The sequence below is a fragment of the Oceanobacillus limi genome (assembly GCF_900111445.1).
GTDB lineage: Bacteria > Bacillota > Bacilli > Bacillales > Amphibacillaceae > Ornithinibacillus > Ornithinibacillus limi.
The window spans coordinates 47314-65287 of sequence record NZ_FOHE01000018.1; the positions used below are offsets into that span (position 1 = coordinate 47314).

Below are 17974 nucleotides of genomic sequence, written 5' to 3' on the forward strand. Positions count from 1 at the left end.
CGTAAATGTTCGATTTATTCATTAACAATCCGTGGGGGAAGGAAAACTCCCTCGGATTAAAGATTTCTTTATAGGAGGGGTTTGTTTGCATAAACTCGAAGCAGGGATTGTTGGAGGATCTTATTTAGTAGGTGAAACACATCAAAATCAAGCGTTTTTTCCAGAGGATTTAACAGAAGAACACCAAATGATTCAGAAGACAGCAAATCAATTTATTGCCAAAGAGGTAGAGCCTCATCATGACGAAATTGAAGCTCAGAAATTTGATGTTGTCGTAGATTTATTAAAAAAAGCTGGTGACTTGGGTTTACTTGCTCATAGTATTCCCGAAGAATTTGGTGGACTTGGTTTGGATAAAATCAGTAAAGGAATTGTAGGAGAGGCACTTGGTGGTGCAGGAGGTTATAGTGTTGCCCATTCGAATCATACGTGTATTGCTACGCTTCCGATTACGTACTACGGGACAGAAAAACAAAAGAAGAAGTACCTTCCCAAATTAGCAAGTGGAGAATATATTGGTGCGTATTGTTTAACAGAGCCTGATGCCGGGTCTGATGCGATGTCAGGCAAAACAACAGCTGTTTTAAACGAAGCCAAAACACATTATCTATTAAATGGTACGAAAATTTATATTACCAATGCCCAGTTTTCCGATACGTTCATCGTTTATGCGAAAGTTGATGGAGAACATTTTACAGCATTTATCGTAGAAAAGGATTTCCCGGGCCTTACATTAGGGCCGGAAGAGAAAAAGATGGGGATTAAAGGTTCATCCACACGCTCTGTTATTTTAGAAGATTGTGAGGTTCCTGTTGAAAATTTTCTCGGAGAAGTGGGGAGGGGACATATTATTGCCTTTACGGTGTTGAACCTTGGTCGATTTAACCTTGGTTTTGCATGTACCGGTGCGGCCAAACATGCATTAAAGCATACGATAGCACATATTTTGGAACGCAAACAGTTTGGTCAAACACTTAGCGAATTTGGAGCAACAAAGGAAAAAATAGCTAAAATCGTGGCCCGGATTTTCACTTCGGAATCGTTACAATTCCGTACTTCTTATTTGCTTGAAACGGCATTAGCTGGACTGGATCAAGAAGAGGATAAGCGAAAGGTAGCAGCCGGCTTATCGGAATATGCATTAGAATGTGCGGCTTGTAAAGTTTACGGTTCAGAGACTCTTGATTATGCCGTCGATGAAGGAGTCCAATTACATGGTGGTGCAGGGTTTATTCGTGAATATCGGATTGAGCAAATGTACCGAGATTCTCGAATTAATCGAATCTTTGAAGGAACGAATGAAGTAAATCGGTTACTTTTGACAGGTCAATTTTTAAAAAAATCGATGAAAGGTGAGCTTCCTTATGAGCAAGCAGTTCAAGATGCATTTCGACGAATAAATCTACAAGATTCGTCTACAAAGGAAGGGATTGTAGCAGATATTCGAACGATATATCTTGTATTTGTAGAATTTGCCCGAAGAAAGTATGGGAAGCAATTGGATACGCAACAGGAAGTTCTAATGAAGCTTTCCGATTTAGCCATTCATTTATATGCATCCGAGTCGGTAGTATTGCGGACAAACAAACGAATTGCTGCTGGGGACGATTCAGCTTTCATGACAATGTTAATGGAAACATCCCTTGAAGAGGCATTAAATCAAGTGTTCTTTATCGTAAGACAGCTGGAACAGGAACTATTGGAAAATGATAAAGAAACGAAAGATCAAATTCATCAGATGTTACTCGCGCATCAATTTTCCAATTCAATACAACGAAATCGAAACATAGCGGAAAAAGTATATGAAAAAAGGGAATATGTTTTTTAGACTTACTAAGTAAGGGATAAAGCTTATGTACGAAACAGCAATAGAACAATGTATCGGCAACAGATGGCATTGGGCATATCAAAAATACAACGGTATCAATATGGCTTGAAGCAGGAAAAATGAAATATTTAAGTTTTTTATATCAGACTACTCGTTTGCGACAGTTGTTACAGTTAAGATATGGGTGAAATATTTCCGTATTATCGCTGGAAGGTACCAAGGATGTTGCAACCCATGATTAGAGGGAGAGGTTGCAACTATATAGAGCATCCGCTTGGAACTCCAAGAGTATCCGCTGATTTTACTTTTACCACGTATACAAATGGAGTGCAAAGCTATGGAAAGAACATTTTATGGGAAACCAAAGTTCAAGGAGTAGCTTGAAACCATCCAAGCGAATAGGAGAGCGGTTCTTTATATGAAACCTTTTTCTTTAAAAAAAATGGACAAAAAAGAGTGGTTGTAGATCATGACGACGAGGATATCAATTAAGTGAGATAGTCTTTATCCCCCTTGTTTATACGAGATTGCCCGATACATAATAGAAGCATCCCGACCTAGCCTATCTCGTCGTATAGTATAAGGATAAAGTTGGTTTAAAAATATATCGTCACATATTCTGCGAGGTGTCCCTTGACGGTAACAGGCATCATGTTGTATACAAAAAACATCAAGCTGGTTCAGTGGTGCACCTGGGCCACTACAACGAGGGCCGCAATAACGATAACCCGGTAAACATGGCATTGCCGATCCCTCCTTTCTCTTTTTAAATCGACGTAGGTCTTTTGATTCTCTAGTTCAGTTATAATAATTTATGTTCACAAGAGCATGCTGCTATAGACATAATGAATAGGACGATCGTGGATTTATGTATTTTTCCATTACTTATGTAGCAAAATTTCCGATACCTGCCCTTTCATTTGGAATAGACGATTCATAGATTAGGAATATAACGGGAAAAAGGAGGTTTGAACAATGAGTGGAGGCTATGGATACGGAGAAGGCTTTGCGTTAATCGTTGTATTGTTTATCCTTTTAATTATTGTAGGGACATCTTATGTAGGAGGATATGGTGGATATTAAGGAACAAATCCATATTTGAAAAAGCGCACTACAACTTTACGCCTTGTAGTGCCTGCCTACTTGTTTACTCTATTGTCAGATGGTCACTCTAAAGAATCCCCTAAGAAGATAATTCTCTTAGGGGACTTGTCGTGGCCGTATTGATTAACATTTTTGATTTAAATGAAACCATAGACTGAGAAACTCGGCATCTTTTTTCGTTAATGTACTTTTTAATGAAGTAAGTTCGGGCTGAAAAAGGACAAGCATCGGTTGAGGTTGTTGCCCATGTGGAGCAACAGGATAGCTAGGCACCTGATAGGCTGAATACATAACAATCTTCCTTTCTATATTTTACTATTCCATCCTATGCAAAAATAAGGAAGATGCCACAGTGGGACGGGGGGTGGTGGGACGTGGGGACAGGTTTGTTGTCCCGGGGACGCAGGGACAGGTTTAATGTCCCAATGTCTTTAACAAAGATTTTGGATAGGGTGCGTTTATGTTTTTTATCCCGTATATAACTGGCAATAAGCCCTCAAAAAAATTCTAGGTATTTTGGCTTGATTTTCGGTATGACGTACTATGGTTATCATTCATTTGGTATGATAGAGACAAGTGCAATAAGGCTTCTTGGGTGGTGGCTCACTCCCTTTTTACCAATGTTAGGAAAGGGGGTGATGCGATGACGGTATTTGAGACATTAGTATTAATGATCTCATTTTCAACGTTAGTTGTTGCGATACTGTCAGAACGAAAAAAATAACCACCCGTGCCTGGTAAGCGTTTAGGGTGGTTATATCGCCTGTTAACGTGAGCTGCCCCTCTGAAGGGCTATTGCACATGACTGTTTGGTGTTCGTAGCACCAAACGGTCATTTTTATTATATGATTTTGTATTTATAGTATACCTTATCTTGGAAAAATGTGAAACCCAGCGAGTTTAGTTTTTCCTTGATATAGGTGGTGGGACGAGGTTCCTGTCCCCCTGGTCCACTGTCCTTGGTCTACGTGATCTTTAATAATCATTTAGAGATAATATAATAATGATGGTCAGAATGAAAAACGTAACTACATGATGGCGCCAGTTATTCTTTTGGAATAATACGGCACCATTCCTAACTCTCGAGAAAATGACGATGCCGGCTACCAGGATGTAAAGAGAATAATGGATAGTATAGAGGGAATGGAATATCCCAACTAAGAATAAAAAGACATGACTCCACAAGAAGAAGAACAAGGTTATTTTTTGGTTTTGATTCATTTTCTTTGTATGATGAATATAGTAGATAATTCCCCCTAAAATGCTAATGGAACAATAAAGTGATATCAATATACTCGAGACCACGATTACAACACCTCCGTTTTTATTATTTTTAGCATACAGGGTGGGGTTGACCCCATGGCAATACTTTTATAAAAAAGGTGATGGAATATGAGAATAGGTGAGTTTATTCAAGTTGTTCACAGTACAAAAGATACGGTCAGACATTATGAAGAACTAGGTTTAATTGTGCCTAAGCGGGACAGTTCCTACCGAAGCTATCAACAAAAAGATGTCCAGGACTTTCAGGCAATTAAAGAAATGCAATCACTTGGATTGACGTTGAAAGAAGTACAAACGTTTTTTGAAATGAAACGAACAAATGGTTGTGGATCGGATCAACTGCTTCAAGGTGTAAAGCTCAAATTAGAAAAGAAACGGTTGGAAATTCAAGAGCAAGAGAAGGAATTAAAGAACAAAAGATTACAGGTTGAAGGATTAATCAGCAGTTTAGATCGGTTATAGATGAATAGAGTAAGCGGAAGGAAATTCTAATAAAGATGAACCCGTATAGGATTCGAAATGGATTCATATTTATTATATAGTAGGTGTACACATTGGATCGTCGAAAGGAGTTGTTCTTTAATGGACTATATCATTTTTATTCTATTTACAGTGGTTGCTTCGTGTCTGTTGATTGGAACGACGAAACGTGAGAAAAAATGGATTGGTGGAACGGCAGGGGTTCTTGCAGTTATTTTTATTGTCGTAAGTCAGGTCATTAAATTCCAATCTGGATATTTTGAATCTCGAACGGGAGAAGCTGCTGAGGCAGTAGGGCAATGGGTAGCTCCGAGTTATATAGCTCTAGGTTGTTTTCTAATTGGGATGATCAATTATCGTTGGATCAAAGCTGCTTTAAAACAACAATCGTGGCATCGCTGGAGTTTAATCATGCTGGATGTACTATTTAGTCTATTACTGTTTGTATTTGGTTATTTTTCGTTATTCTTTGTTGCGTTTATGTACTTTCCATTTGCACCATAGGGAGTTAAGTTTCAATTGTTAACCTAAGTGGTTTTCTAAAGTATAGTTGCTTTTCAAGTGATTAGTTTGTAGTACGGGGGATGCATCATTGGGCTAGAGTACTCCACTATCGGACGAGAGCGCTCCACCACCGGACACGAGCGCTCCACGACACCGCACCATATATAGAATCGGCAGCAATAGTTGCTCACTAAACGGAGAATGAAAAAAGGACAGTCAATTTGGGCTGTCCTTACGTGTTCCACTTACACTTCATAAATAATTCATTTCCCTTTAACTCAGCGGTTAGGCTTCCATTCATTTTTTCCATTAAGCTTTTCGCAATCGGTAACCCAAGACCTGTTCCGTTGCCAGTTCTTGTTTGGTCTGCTTTGTAGAAGCGGTTGAACATATGGGTCACATCCTGCTCACTTAATTGGTCAACCGAATTACTTATAGTTAGTTCCACGAAATCACCTTCATCACGGAGTTGGATGGCTACCTGTCCGTTTGCGTGTCTAATTGCATTGGTTAATAAATTTTCTATCACTCGTTTCACAGCAGAAGGATCCGCCATGATTGTACGATCCGTATCAGCAATATCAATCGTGGGCTCAATGTTTTTCTGATTGAATGCCTCATAAAACCCTAAGAGCACGTCAAGAACGAATTGGTTTAACTTTATTTTCTCCGCTTTTACAGGATAATCTGCTTGTTCAATAACCGAGAGTTCGAAAAAATCCTCCAGCAAAACCTTTAGTCTTTTCGCACCGTTTTTCACGGTAGTGGTGTATTCTTTACGCATTTCCGGAGTAAGATCGTCCGATTCCAAAAATTGAACATACCCTAAAATGGAAGTCATTGGGGTACGGATATCATGTGAAATATGGGAGATGGCTTGTTTTAGTTCATTTTCCGTCATCCGTTGTTCGGCTTTTGTTTTTCTGGTCGCGTCAATTTGCTTATTGACTTCCTGTGCAAGCCTTTCTAAGTCTTTATCGTAGTAGCTCAAGGTCAATTTCTTGCCTGAATCATGATGATTTCGTTCGTGTAGTTGAACAGTTGTACGTTTGATTTCTTTTTTTAAGAAATAAAGACGGGTGAGGACAAATACGAAAGCAACCGTCAGTATAATGGATACATAAATCATGATCACCCGTCTCCTTTCTTACTTAATTTCTTTGTTTCGAAAAATAAGGCTTCCAAGAATTCCTGATAATAGGAATGTCAATATTGGAACAGTTACTAAAGTAATAACTTCACTGTGATCCAATTCATTAAATCGTACGATATCATATACTAATTTAAAAATGGAATGATTCACAATAGGCTCAAAGAATGGAACCTTTGATGCTAATACTTGTAATGGCCAATCAACCAACAAGAAAAATAAGAGTAGAAAACCGATTGTTTTTCCGCTGTCAGTAAAGATCGTTGCGAATATCGCCATGATGGAAGCAAAAGCAGCTGCATAAAGCATGATGATACCAACTGTTTGGAGATAAAAGGCTATGTCTGGCATGTCCGTAAAACCAAAAAAGATTGCACTAGCCCCTGTCATGAAAATCGGTAAAATGATGGAGATAAAAATAGCTCCAACGGCAAACATCGTAAGTTTCGCAAAATAAATTTGGATGCGATTCTTTCCCGAAGATGCGATGCTTTTCATCGTTCCCATGGAATATTCACTTGTAATAAAAAAGCCAGCTAAAATACTCGGGATTAGTTTAACGATGTCCGAGTGGATTCCAAGAACATTATTCAAGTAGTAATCCTCTACAGTCGGCAGGCTAGCGTTGCCAAATTCTAGAAGAGGGTATAAAACAGCTGCTGTAATTAGCATCCATGATAGTACGCGAAAGGACCGGTCTTTTCGTAATTTAAACCATTCTGTTTTGATTAAATTACTCATGGCCGACACCCCCAATACGATTGCTAAAGTAGGCTTCTAAATCTTCACCCATTGGCATGAACTGTTCAATTACTAATTCTTCCTTCGTTAACGTTTTTGACACAAGCCCCGGCGTGTTCACGTGTGCAAACAACTTGATGGAGCCATCTGGCATGACCTCAAAATCATTGGTTGAAAGCTGGCTTTCTATAATCGTTGCCGCTTTGTTAGGGTTGTCCACTTTAATATGCAAATATTGCTGGCATTTCTCATTCAGCTCTGTTGCAGATAATTGCTCCAATAGTTCACCGTCATGGATGATTCCATAATGGGTTGCTAATAAATGTAATTCGCTTAAAATATGGCTTGAAATCAGGATTGTAATTCCATACGCTTGGTTCAGTTTCTTTAATAGTTCCCGGATTTCAACAACACCCATTGGATCCAATCCATTGATTGGTTCGTCAAGAATTAGAAATTCAGGATCTCCTAATAATGCGATAGCAAGACCAAGTCGTTGCTTCATTCCTAATGAAAAATTCTTAGCTTTCTTTTTTCCTGTGTTCTGTAACCCAACTAGGGCAAGTGTTTTATCAACACAATCTTTTCCAGGAATTCCTTTTAACAATCGATGCGCTTCTAAGTTTTCGTGCGCTGTCATGTGCGGATATAGTGCTGGGCCTTCAATGATTGTTCCAATACGTTTTCGTGCTTCAATCAGCGCTTGACCATCCGTCTTTTCAAATAGCTCAAACGTCCCCGAAGTTGGATTGGCTAATCCTGTGATAAGGCGGATTAAAGTTGATTTACCCGCTCCATTTTGCCCAATAAAACCGTAAATGGTGCCCTTTTTAATGGATAAATTGACTTTATTGAGGGCCATTTTATTTTGGTATTTCTTCGATAAATCGTTCGTTTTCAGAACATATTCATTCATACAACTTTTCCTCCCTAGATCTCCTGTTTCTTCATAAGTTGAATCTATATCTACTATAAGAAGGAAAACATAAGAAAGCATTAAGGTAATTCTTAAGAAAACCTTAAGATTGAAGTCGGTATCCCATTCCCCATAAGGTTTCAATATAGGATTCATCTGGGTTTGCTTTGGAAAGCTTATTTCTTAAATTGCTTAAATGAACATTGATTGTATTGTCATCCCCATAAAATTCCTCGTTCCAAATACTCTCAAACAAATTTGCTTTTGTGAAAACTTTTTTAGGAGAAGACATCAGGAGAAGCAAGATTTCGTATTCAATTGCAGTTAATTTGATTTCCTTGTCGCTGACAGATACTTTCTTTGCGTCTGTATCCATCACAATATCTTTATGTTGCAATTTATGGATGATGGGTGTATGCACCATCTGCCGGTATCTCCTTAAACAGGACTCGATCCTTGCTGAAACCTCCTCTATATCAAAAGGCTTTGTTATATAGTCGTCTGCACCTGCCCTAAGTGTGTCAATCTTTGTTTGTGTTTCCAATTTGGCAGAAATGATAATCACAGGAATCGTACTATCCTTTGTAATTTTTTTGAGTATCTCTTCACCAGTCAAGCCAGGAAGCATTAAATCTAATAACACCATATCCCATGTATCTTTTTCTAAATAGATTTCCGCCTCTGTCCCAGAATATGCTGGCTTAGGGGTATAACCATTTTTGCGGACGATGTTACAGAGTAATTGATTGATATCTTGATCATCTTCAATGATTAAAATATTTATGGATTCATTCATCTTATTCACCCTCATTATTATTATCACTATCATTCATTGAAATAGAAAAGTTGTCAAGGTATCGAAAACAGGATATTAGGTCAGATGTTGATGTTAAGGGGCCAAGTTGGTTGATGGATTTTTAATTTTTATGGCCAGAAGGGTTTTGGCCAGGCGGAAAAAGGGGGGAGGTGACTTCCGGTTTTACTATTTTGGAAAGGAAGTGATCAGGAGGGGGGGAGTAGTTCATTACCGTGGTGAAAATGCTACAATGCAATAACAATCTTCTATTAAAAGGTTCATCTTTCACAAGAATATTTGATATTAGCGTTCTTTGTTTTGTATTTCTAAAAATTCTTCTAAATTTGGGGATTGATTATATTTAATGGCAGCTTGCTTATCCTTTTTAATAATTGCTTCTGTTAAATCGATATGATTGATACTTGCAATGGCCATCGTGTAATGGATAACATCAACTAATTCTTTTTCTAAAGAAGTATTCCCTGTATTTTTCTTTCGCCCTTCTAATTGGTTTAGAACCTCTGCTACTTCGCCAATTTCTTCCACCAGTTTCATAAACAAAGCAGATGAAGTGCGTCCTTCTTTGTATTTATGTGCTAGGTAGCTCTGTAACTCATTGAATGTTAATTGTTTTGGGTTTTCTTTTACCAAGTTAATGCCTCCTATAATGTTATGTTCTTGCAAAATTGTGACCGCTATCGTAATTTTCGGCAGACGAACGACTTCTTTAACTGAACCCACGCTCCTTTAAAAACTTAAGTTTGGTAAGGTATATTATCAATTTTAGCTTAGGGGTTCTGCCAACTTCTATTAAATACAGATACTACACACGTTTAGATGTTTTTAGTAAGGTGTTCATCTCTAGTGCAAGAAGCAGTTGATTCTATAAAACTAAAGTTAGTTCAATAAGATGTTTTTTAGTTTTAGAGAATCTTCTTCTAATGAACCATATCCCTCTTCTTCGTTATTGCTAATTATTGTGGCATTGCCATTACCATTGAACCAGACCCTATATTTATAAAGTTTTTCAGGCATATTTTCATCAAAAGTGTAAAACAGTGTAACTAACACGTCTTCTTTTTTTGCCATCTCTGTCTGTATATTTGGTTCCCATTTAATCTGAACAGAATATAGCACATTATTTAGGATTATTATCTCCGAATAAAGATAAATTCTTCAATTTCTTTGTTGCGTGCATTAGCAAACCCTTTGCCTTCATCAGTAATTACAAATCCACATTTTTCAAGAACTCGTATTGATCCAATATTATCCTTTGCGGCACGAGCGTAGATGGGGCGTATTGTGACTAAAGACAAAAACTGCTTAAGTGCTTCGGTTGCAATACCCTTTCCCCAGTACGTTCGATCAATCCAGTAACTCACTTCAAGTTCGCCGAACATTTCAAAACTGAGAACGTGACCCACAACATCATTTTCTAGCATAATAGTCCTCTTTATGATAGTCCCGTCAGTTAGAGTACCATACCAATGATTATAAAACAGATTCCAATCCGTTGGGTCTTTAGCTGTGAAAGCTGCCATTTTATTGGAGATAGGATCCTTCTGATGTTCAAAGAAAATAGGAAGATCACGTTCTTGCATTTCTCTAAGTGTAACCCTGTTCATATAGCCACCCCTTTTTAAACTTCTTCTTAAATAATAATACCGACTACCTTGGTCTTCTTTTTTAACGAACATATATTCTTGTTATATCACAATAAATGTATGAGATCTTATTCCACTAATCTGCCTCTCTAGTGCAAGCAGCAGTTGATCTTATTAAAAAAAGCCCCGTTTGTTAAAGAAGAAACATTATAATTTACTTAGTATATCATCAACAAACTTCTTCTTTTCTTCGGTGTATGAACGTCTTCATTAGGATATTTTAATGCCAGTCTCTTCTTTAAAGCTTCGTATTCTCTTGCTTTTTCAGGATGCTCATTAAGATAATCTCTAAAATAAGTATGCTCTTTCCACCAAGTACAGTTATGTTTAACGATGTGCATGATATGTGTTTTAGTTAGGTTATCTAAGTTAGAGAATTTAGCAAAAACTACTTTTCCTTCAAGACTTACTTTCGACAAATGGTAATATCCGTTTTCTTTTAATCTCTCTTTATCGAATTTCTCAACTTCATCTAAAGATTCGACTCCAACGAGTATATCGATGATAGGTTTTGCATTTATACCTTCAATAGCTGTACTTCCGAAATGCTGATGTCCTTTATGTTTTCTCCAATGATGGATTGTAACATTTCTTTCTCTTTGGAAAATAGTTTTTTCCAATTTGGCGAATGAGTTACTAACTTTACTTCTCCTTTATTTACTCCTAACATTTAAAAATGCAATTTATTTGAGCAGCTTTTTCTGTTTTTTATAATTCGAGACATTATAAAATTAGAATTAAGATGAGTAACTTCTTTTCCTATTTCATTATCAAACCTATAAAGTCTCATATCATAATCCTCCTGGTATAGACCATTGTTTTTAACGAACTCTTGTATTGCAAAACCGCTCCAATAGTCAAATAAGCGTTACCTGCTTATCCAAGAAACGCCCCCGATTGTTTAAGTACATTTGAAACCAACAGTTATCCAAACTGATTATGAAAACACCAAACAACAAGAAACATACTCACTATTCCCCAAGCTGTGGTACTCCATATCCACCAAATTACGGATTTAGCTATTGTAGAACTTTCCTTGCTTTCTATATTTGCTTTTATAAAAGTCACCTTACTTTCCATACCTTTTTTCATAGATGTAAGAATAGCAAATCCGATTATTATGAAACCAATAGTTATCCAGAGTAATAAGTCCACCTTCTATACCTCCTATTTTTGTGAATTACTTTCTTTTGCTCTTCTTTATTCAATTATCCTGCTACTTCAGTAAAACAAGTAAAGTTGGTACTGCATATTATCAATAAATAATCATATTTCATTATTTAGACATTTTATCTCAGAGGTAATTTGCTCCCAACTTCTATTAAATTCCGATACTTCACACGTATTGATGTTTTTAGTAAGATTCATAATTTCTTCTTTCGTATTTTCATCTAAAGTTTTTTCAGTTTGAATGTTTATCAACTTAATCTTATCTTGTAGAGTCTGAAGTACGATAAGAGTTTCTTCAGGAATTCCTTCTATATTGGGAGCGTTTATGTTTTCTAATCCTCTTTCAAGTTCACTAAATTTGGAGGCGATTTCTTGAATGTCTAGTTCTTCCCAATCTACATCTTCCACTTGTTGTACTCCTAAATAATTCAAAAAACCTCTTAAAGGACTTTCAACCTCTATTTGATAAAGGTACATGTTTGTACTATCTAATTTTTCTTTGGCATTTGCATACTTTCCTCGCTCGGCAAAATAAAGAATAGAAACAATTAATAAAAGTATAGATAAAACTCCAATGATGATTGGACTTAGACGCCTATCTGAATATTCGTCTTTCATAAAATATCCCCCCTATACGTTAAGTTAATCTGTTTCGGTACCCAAAAAGAAAAGATGATCGTTTTTACAATAAATCATCTTGTTTAACTCATGCCTCTGGTACTTGAACAGGGAATTTAGTTTTTCTTATCTTTTTCAAGCTCATTGACTCTTTTTTTAAGATTTGAAATTTCTTCTTTTAATTCATCAGTTGGACTTTTTATTCGATGTGTTATTCCTTTAAAAATCGCTATTATAGCTATAAAAAAAGCAATGAATCCTACTATAAACATAAAAATTACTTCCATAAAAATTCACCTCTTATTGAAGATTATCCTTCGTTACTTCCACAACATTAAGGACCAAAAATGATCGTTCCCCAAACGAAATAGAAAGGAGGAAAAAATAAAATGGCGACTGCAAAATTACCATACAGTCCAATTTTACCAATAATTTTAGTTATCGAACTGTTTGCTTTCGACCTCAAGTATCCACGACCTATTAAGCTAAATACCAACCCTAAAATAATAAGTCCATAAAAGAACAAATATGGCGAGGCAAACACATAATAATCAAATAGATTGGCAAGTATGTTGTAAGTTATAGCACTTATCAAAAGAATAAATCCCAACCAACTGTTTGTTTTCTTAATTTTATTCCCCAAGTATTACACCTCTTTTTAAAATTTTATGGAACATTCAGAAACAATGTCACCAAAAGCTCGAATGTTGGAGAGGTAATCGAATCCTTCAGATGAACCATAACGGTTGAACATTCTTACTGCTACTACGTTTTCCTCTGGAGTGACTAGCAACGCGACATTTGTGTAGCCGAGTAATTGATAGGAGCCTTTTGGAACTTTATCACCTATTTGGTTAAAGGGTTGGTTCGTGTCTTTAACAAACCATAAAAATCCATTCGTTTGGATAGGAAGTTCTGGGTTAGGAGTTTGAATCGATGTTGCCATTTGAATAATTTCTCTAGGAATAAGCTGTTTCTCTCCCCATTTCCCCTCTTTTAAATGAAGGTATCCCCATAAGGCAAGCTCTTTAGCAGACACATACATATTCATTCCTGATCCATCTACGACATCTGTCTCCGTCCAAAAGGGGTTATCTGCATCTCGAATCGTATCAGTAATTTTTGAATGGGGTTTACTCATCGGAATCCATTCTGTCGATTGAAAACCAATTGGCTCAAAGACCTGTTCTTTAACAATATCGGCAACGGACTGTCCCGTTGTTTTTTTGATAATTGTTGTCAACAAGTCAATACTTGGACCTCTATATGCCCATGACTCACCAGGTTTATATTCATTGATTAGTTTACCATCAACTATTCGAAGTCCATGTGTGAGTTAATAAGTGACGAATGGTCACACCTTCATATGCTGGGACATGAGAGTCGTCAACAAATTGTGTAATCGGATCATCAATGGAAAAGTAGCCATAGTAAATAGCGTAAGCAGCAGCAAAACCAATATAAGCTTTTCTTACAGATGCAATGTGGAATTGACTGTCTGCTCGAACAGCTCGAGCATGTTTAGCATGGGACTGTTTTCCAAAATAAGACTCTGCTACGATTTTGTCGTTATGGATAATAAAAAGTGCAGAACCACTTGCACCCAAATTTTCATCACTTTCTTTTAGATGCGTATGTACATCTTCAAACAAGTTTTTGTCATCACTTTTTAATAGCAAATTTTTCACTCTCCTAAGCGTCCTCATTATGAGGCACTGGCAATATTACTGTTCGTACTTTTCGAATGAACGCCACCCGATTGTTGAGAAAATCTGTATTATTCGAGTACACCATCTTCAAGGAATGTAATTGTTCCTCCTTGAGTAGTATCTAATTTCACTTCAATCCCAATTGGAAATACATGCGATGGGAAGGTGTGCCCAATGTCAAAATTTGAAAGGATCGGTATGTTCGTATCTCCAATTATTAGAATAACAACCTTTCCACGACAGGCTTTGTTTTTTATGAAATATTTTAATAGTTTATTAGCTTGTTAAGCAGTCCTGTTGTGTTAGTTTAATATGTTTACACTACAATACTACCATAATATTCCGATAATAATATGTAGATTTAAATAGAAAAAAAGGAGATCGTTTCCTCTCCATCGAAAGTGAATTACCTGGGAGGGGGCTACTTCTTTTTCTAATACAAGAAACTTTAGTTCACTTCCTTTTCTTTTACTCCATCTTCATGAACGCTATATTTGATGCTTCTTGTTAGCTGGAATAATAATGCAGTACTAATTAAGCCCATCATTGCAATGATACTTGTTAGCACGATTGGGGGGATCCAGCTACTTATGATCAGAAATACGCCAGCTGTACTCACTCCAAAAATTGCCGCAACAGCATAGACAGCCATGTAGGTACTGCGCTCATTATCTGGGACAGTGTTTGCAAGCATGGTCTGTTGGATTGGAGCATACATAATCTCACCAATCGACGCGAGGATCATGGCGATAATTAATAGTAAAGGCAAGGTACTGTAGCTAATAACGGTGTATCCGATAAAAAACAGCCCCAACCCGGTAAGTAAAACAAGCTTTTCATTCACCCGCCTTAGTAACCAGGTGATGAGCATTGTACAAAAGACAACAATTAGTGTATTAGTTGTTTTGAGCATTCCAACAATATTCATGCCATCTACCGTAAAAGGGAGGAAGGGGAGGAAAGGGACTGGATCTTGAATTTCATCTACCAGTCGAACCCCAATATAATTTGTCAATTGTTCTTCGACAGATACCAATAAGAAGGTAGCAATCGTAAGAATGAGAAAAAAGCGGTGCGCAAATGTTTTCCCATACGTTTGAAGTACATGGTTGAGGCGCGTTAAAATAGTCATCCGTTCCATCGTCGTAGTTGTGGCGATTTGTTTAGTTGGAGTATATGTTTCTTCTATATAAATGTACGTTATGACCAAAGAAAATAGGGTACACATTGCTACGCCAAGGAAAAGATAGAAGTGATAGTCATAAAACAAAAATGCACCAATCATACTTCCATTGGCAGTTGCCATATTTCTTAACCAATACACATACGTATAGATGCTTTTTCGATTATCTGGATTGCTGACGTCAATAATTAATGCTTGATAAACGGGAGTAGTAGCCCCTGTACTAAACTGGATCATAATAAATAATAAGAAGGTGATATAGGGATACGTGTACCAAGGAGAGTTAACGAGAGCCGCACCAACAAAACTGATACAAACAATAAACTCACCAAGTACGATCACTTTTTTCCTGCCAATTCGATCCGAGATATATCCACCAACAAAGGAACCCAAAATATTTGCCCCCATTACACAAATAAACAAGAATCCCGTAATGAATGTACCTAGCTGCTCCGAAAAAAAGATGATCAAAAATGGGAGAACTGACATTGTTGCTAATGTCGTAATGAATTGTAGTATCATACGAATTCGAATCACGGGATGAAACTGAAACATGCGCATGAATTGCCCTCCTTAACTACGATTGATTAATCAATCGTTTGTAATATGAAAAAGTAGACCTATTCATGAATAGGTCCAAACAGCTGAAAAGCAGGTGTGATGTATTGAGCCCACATATCGCTGTAACGTGTATCGGTATTGTTTAAACGAATACCAATTAATAAACTTGTATAAAGTGTAGCAACTGGCATCGACGCTTGTTTCTTGAGCAAGCCTTTATGTTGACCATTTTCAATTAACCGACCGACCTTCTCCCTCCAATGATCATGAAACTGATTGAGTTGATCAAAAGGCTCGGGAAAACGTTGGTACTGACCAACTACCTGGACAACGAGTGTTAAGTAATTTTGCTCGCCAGCAAATAATTGAATATCTTTTTTCACCATTTCTTGTAATTCAAGTAATGGATCTTCTGCATTTTCATTGAAATCAAGTATTTGATCTGAAATAGCTTCTAATGGTTCAACAACTGCAGCGTAAAAGAGTTGTTCTTTATCTTTAAAATAGGTAAACACATTTCCGAAACTAACATCTGCAGCTTCAGCTATCTTCTTGATGGTTGTTCCTTCATATCCTTCTGTCGCAAACAGGTAAACAGCGGTATTTAAGATTTTTTGCCGTCGCTTTTTCATATTCTGTCGTTGTTCTTCCGATAATGGCATGGTAGATTCTCCTTTGGTTACGAACGATTACTCAATCGTTAATAAAAGGATAGCAAGTAATGATGGGGATGTAAAGCCTAATTACGATAAAGACTTGTTTTTGAAGAGGTTGTGATGTTTTAGCGTGTAGTTAGGAACGTTTGTAGCATCTTTAGAATAAACTGTGATGGGTGGTGGTGATTATGGAAAGGCATTTTAATGTGTGGCAGGAAAATGAATGGGTGAAAATTAAACAGATTACGGATCTACCATTTAATCGTTACGATATATATGTAAATGACGAGTTAGAAGCGACGTATTACCGTGGCAATTCGATTTATATTTATATTGGTAATAGAAGGAAGGTTAACCGGATAACGATTATTGGTTTCTATCATTTTAATGGAGTTCCAATGGGATGGCTTGAACCGTATCAATTTATGACAAGTCGGGATCAGCAAGAACGAGATTTTCTTCCTGGAGATATTCTGGTCGCAAGTGATAATGTGGTTGAATTTTTTACAGGGTATGTTGGTCATTCAGCTATAGTAGTGGATGGTACCAATGTAATTGAAGCAAGAGGTGGTACTCCGACTATTCAAAAAGATAGCATTCAGCAGTTTTTGGAGAAACACCCTCACCATGCTCAATTTCGGCCGAAGTCTCTTGAAATGGGAAAAGCAGCAGCTGCCTACGCCGAAAATTACTTACGCGATTATCAGGAAAAAGTAAGTAATGGAGAAGATAAGCCCCTGTTCTCTATGAAACTAACACAATCCTTAGAAGATCCTTGGGAATATATTTACTGTTCGAAATTGGTTTGGCTAAGTTACTATTATGGTGCCAATTATAAGCTGGAGAATGATTACCTATGGATTTCCCCAGAAGATCTATATACTAATCTAAAAGAAAATGATGCGTTCATTAATGTTTACCAGCATGAAGAAGTGGAGTTTAAGGTGAATACATGAATAAGTAGGTTAGAAGTTTTATAGATCTTTTCATTCTTTATCTACTAATGCTTTATAGGAATGGATTTTATTGGTAATAAAAGATTGTTGCTTTAGAGGTCTCAACATGCTATATTAATATTCGCGCCACAACAAAACGAATTAAATTAAAAAAAGTGATTGACTTTAAGTTTTGAGTTGTGGTATATTAATCAAGTCGCCATTACGGCAGACAACAAATAACGACTTACAACTTCAAAAAACTTTTAAAAAGTTGTTGACATGATGTTGTGAGTTTGATATAATATAAAAGTTGCTGCTGATAGCAACGAAACAATTTGCTCTTTGAAAACTGAACAAAACAACTAGTATGTTAAGATGAAAAACAACCTCGTTTTTCTAACTTTTTTAAATCTAGAAGCTAGTGTTTCTAGTAGCTAAGAATTATCATTTGGTTGATTGGTGTCAATCAAATACAAACTTTTTTGGAGAGTTTGATCTTGGCTCAGGACGAACGCTGGCGGCGTGCCTAATACATGCAAGTCGAGCGCGGGAAGCAAGTTGATCCCTTCGGGGTGAAACTTGTGGAACGAGCGGCGGACGGGTGAGTAACACGTGGGCAACCTGCCTGTAAGACTGGGATAACTCGCGGAAACGTGAGCTAATACCGGATAA

General features: G+C 37.0%; 25 protein-coding genes and 1 rRNA gene. 7 read left to right on the top strand and 19 right to left on the bottom strand.

Annotation, left to right across the window (positions count from 1 at the left end):
* Window positions 1-85 precede the first annotated feature (85 nt).
* Window positions 86-1828, top strand: a complete 1743-nt coding sequence (locus BMX40_RS15880) for an acyl-CoA dehydrogenase family protein (protein WP_244513614.1) — start codon at window positions 86-88, stop codon at window positions 1826-1828.
* A 504-nt stretch (window positions 1829-2332) separates the two neighbouring features.
* Here the strand turns inward: BMX40_RS15880 and BMX40_RS20870 are convergent.
* On the bottom strand, window positions 2333-2572 hold the full coding sequence (locus BMX40_RS20870) for a Parvovirus coat protein VP1-like protein (protein WP_090871730.1): 240 nt from the start codon (window positions 2570-2572) through the stop codon (window positions 2333-2335).
* A 231-nt stretch (window positions 2573-2803) separates the two neighbouring features.
* Between BMX40_RS20870 and BMX40_RS15890 the strand changes: the two genes are divergently transcribed.
* The gene (locus BMX40_RS15890; protein WP_090871733.1) at window positions 2804-2911 is read left to right on the top strand and encodes a YjcZ family sporulation protein; all 108 of its coding nucleotides are present in this window, start codon (window positions 2804-2806) and stop codon (window positions 2909-2911) included.
* A gap of 144 nt (window positions 2912-3055) precedes the next feature.
* Here the strand turns inward: BMX40_RS15890 and BMX40_RS20385 are convergent, their stop codons facing one another.
* Window positions 3056-3223 carry a hypothetical protein gene (locus BMX40_RS20385; protein WP_170840822.1) on the bottom strand — a complete coding sequence of 56 codons (168 nt, stop codon included), beginning with the start codon at window positions 3221-3223 and terminating at the stop codon, window positions 3056-3058.
* A 352-nt stretch (window positions 3224-3575) separates the two neighbouring features.
* Here BMX40_RS20385 and BMX40_RS20960 point away from each other — a divergent pair, with 352 nt between their 5' ends.
* The 3 genes from BMX40_RS20960 (at window position 3576) to BMX40_RS15900 (ending at window position 5200) form a co-directional block, all read left to right on the top strand.
* Entirely contained in the window at window positions 3576-3656 is an 81-nt protein-coding gene (locus BMX40_RS20960; RefSeq protein ID WP_425287866.1) for a putative holin-like toxin, read from the top strand.
* A gap of 668 nt (window positions 3657-4324) precedes the next feature.
* Window positions 4325-4678: a MerR family transcriptional regulator gene (locus tag BMX40_RS15895; RefSeq protein WP_090871735.1), complete on the top strand. Its 354-nt coding sequence runs from the start codon at window positions 4325-4327 to the stop codon at window positions 4676-4678.
* A gap of 120 nt (window positions 4679-4798) precedes the next feature.
* A complete protein-coding gene (locus BMX40_RS15900) occupies window positions 4799-5200 on the top strand; it encodes a hypothetical protein (RefSeq protein WP_090871737.1) in 402 nt (133 codons plus the stop codon).
* Between the two features lie 232 nt (window positions 5201-5432).
* On the opposite strand, the gene BMX40_RS15905 is transcribed toward BMX40_RS15900, so the two are convergent.
* The 17 genes from BMX40_RS15905 to BMX40_RS15970 form a co-directional block, all read right to left on the bottom strand.
* Window positions 5433-6329: a sensor histidine kinase gene (locus BMX40_RS15905; protein WP_090871739.1), complete on the bottom strand. Its 897-nt coding sequence runs from the start codon at window positions 6327-6329 to the stop codon at window positions 5433-5435.
* Between the two features lie 18 nt (window positions 6330-6347).
* The gene (locus BMX40_RS15910) at window positions 6348-7091 is read right to left on the bottom strand and encodes an ABC transporter permease (RefSeq protein ID WP_090871742.1); all 744 of its coding nucleotides are present in this window, start codon (window positions 7089-7091) and stop codon (window positions 6348-6350) included.
* The gene (locus BMX40_RS15915; RefSeq protein WP_090871743.1) at window positions 7084-8007 is read right to left on the bottom strand and encodes an ABC transporter ATP-binding protein; all 924 of its coding nucleotides are present in this window, start codon (window positions 8005-8007) and stop codon (window positions 7084-7086) included. The genes BMX40_RS15910 and BMX40_RS15915 overlap by 8 nt, the downstream gene beginning before the upstream one ends.
* A 103-nt stretch (window positions 8008-8110) precedes the next feature.
* Window positions 8111-8803 (bottom strand): response regulator transcription factor, encoded by a 693-nt coding sequence (locus BMX40_RS15920; RefSeq protein ID WP_090871745.1) that lies wholly within the window; start codon window positions 8801-8803, stop codon window positions 8111-8113.
* Window positions 8804-9106: 303 nt separating this feature from the next.
* Window positions 9107-9454, bottom strand: coding sequence for a MazG nucleotide pyrophosphohydrolase domain-containing protein (locus tag BMX40_RS15925; RefSeq protein ID WP_244513615.1), 348 nt, complete (start codon window positions 9452-9454; stop codon window positions 9107-9109).
* Between the two features lie 246 nt (window positions 9455-9700).
* Window positions 9701-9892 (bottom strand): hypothetical protein, encoded by a 192-nt coding sequence (locus BMX40_RS20390; RefSeq protein ID WP_170840823.1) that lies wholly within the window; start codon window positions 9890-9892, stop codon window positions 9701-9703.
* 62 nt (window positions 9893-9954) lie between these two features.
* A complete protein-coding gene (locus tag BMX40_RS15935; RefSeq protein WP_090871750.1) occupies window positions 9955-10428 on the bottom strand; it encodes a GNAT family N-acetyltransferase in 474 nt (157 codons plus the stop codon).
* Between the two features lie 197 nt (window positions 10429-10625).
* A complete protein-coding gene (locus tag BMX40_RS15940; RefSeq protein WP_244513617.1) occupies window positions 10626-11087 on the bottom strand; it encodes a GrpB family protein in 462 nt (153 codons plus the stop codon).
* A gap of 304 nt (window positions 11088-11391) precedes the next feature.
* A complete protein-coding gene (locus tag BMX40_RS15945; RefSeq protein ID WP_090871751.1) occupies window positions 11392-11622 on the bottom strand; it encodes a hypothetical protein in 231 nt (76 codons plus the stop codon).
* A 111-nt stretch (window positions 11623-11733) separates the two neighbouring features.
* Window positions 11734-12255, bottom strand: coding sequence for a hypothetical protein (locus BMX40_RS15950; protein ID WP_090871753.1), 522 nt, complete (start codon window positions 12253-12255; stop codon window positions 11734-11736).
* A 116-nt stretch (window positions 12256-12371) separates the two neighbouring features.
* The gene (locus BMX40_RS20395; RefSeq protein WP_170840824.1) at window positions 12372-12542 is read right to left on the bottom strand and encodes a hypothetical protein; all 171 of its coding nucleotides are present in this window, start codon (window positions 12540-12542) and stop codon (window positions 12372-12374) included.
* 47 nt (window positions 12543-12589) lie between these two features.
* Entirely contained in the window at window positions 12590-12898 is a 309-nt protein-coding gene (locus BMX40_RS15955; RefSeq protein ID WP_090871755.1) for a hypothetical protein, read from the bottom strand.
* A gap of 15 nt (window positions 12899-12913) precedes the next feature.
* On the bottom strand, window positions 12914-13498 hold the full coding sequence (locus tag BMX40_RS20810; protein WP_280139683.1) for a serine hydrolase: 585 nt from the start codon (window positions 13496-13498) through the stop codon (window positions 12914-12916).
* A gap of 67 nt (window positions 13499-13565) precedes the next feature.
* A complete protein-coding gene (locus tag BMX40_RS20815; RefSeq protein ID WP_280139684.1) occupies window positions 13566-13934 on the bottom strand; it encodes a serine hydrolase domain-containing protein in 369 nt (122 codons plus the stop codon).
* Window positions 13935-14032: 98 nt separating this feature from the next.
* Complete coding sequence (locus tag BMX40_RS20710; protein WP_170840826.1) at window positions 14033-14221, bottom strand: hypothetical protein; 189 nt, start codon at window positions 14219-14221, stop codon at window positions 14033-14035.
* A 191-nt stretch (window positions 14222-14412) separates the two neighbouring features.
* On the bottom strand, window positions 14413-15708 hold the full coding sequence (locus tag BMX40_RS15965; RefSeq protein WP_090871757.1) for an MFS transporter: 1296 nt from the start codon (window positions 15706-15708) through the stop codon (window positions 14413-14415).
* 59 nt (window positions 15709-15767) lie between these two features.
* Entirely contained in the window at window positions 15768-16370 is a 603-nt protein-coding gene (locus BMX40_RS15970) for a TetR/AcrR family transcriptional regulator (protein ID WP_090871759.1), read from the bottom strand.
* A 182-nt stretch (window positions 16371-16552) separates the two neighbouring features.
* On the opposite strand from BMX40_RS15970, the gene BMX40_RS15975 reads away from it, so the two are divergent.
* Together BMX40_RS15975 and BMX40_RS15980 are read left to right on the top strand one after the other, a co-directional pair.
* Window positions 16553-17320 carry a C40 family peptidase gene (locus BMX40_RS15975; protein ID WP_090871761.1) on the top strand — a complete coding sequence of 256 codons (768 nt, stop codon included), beginning with the start codon at window positions 16553-16555 and terminating at the stop codon, window positions 17318-17320.
* Between the two features lie 461 nt (window positions 17321-17781).
* Window positions 17782-17974: ribosomal RNA gene (locus BMX40_RS15980) — 16S ribosomal RNA — on the top strand; the annotation flags it as partial.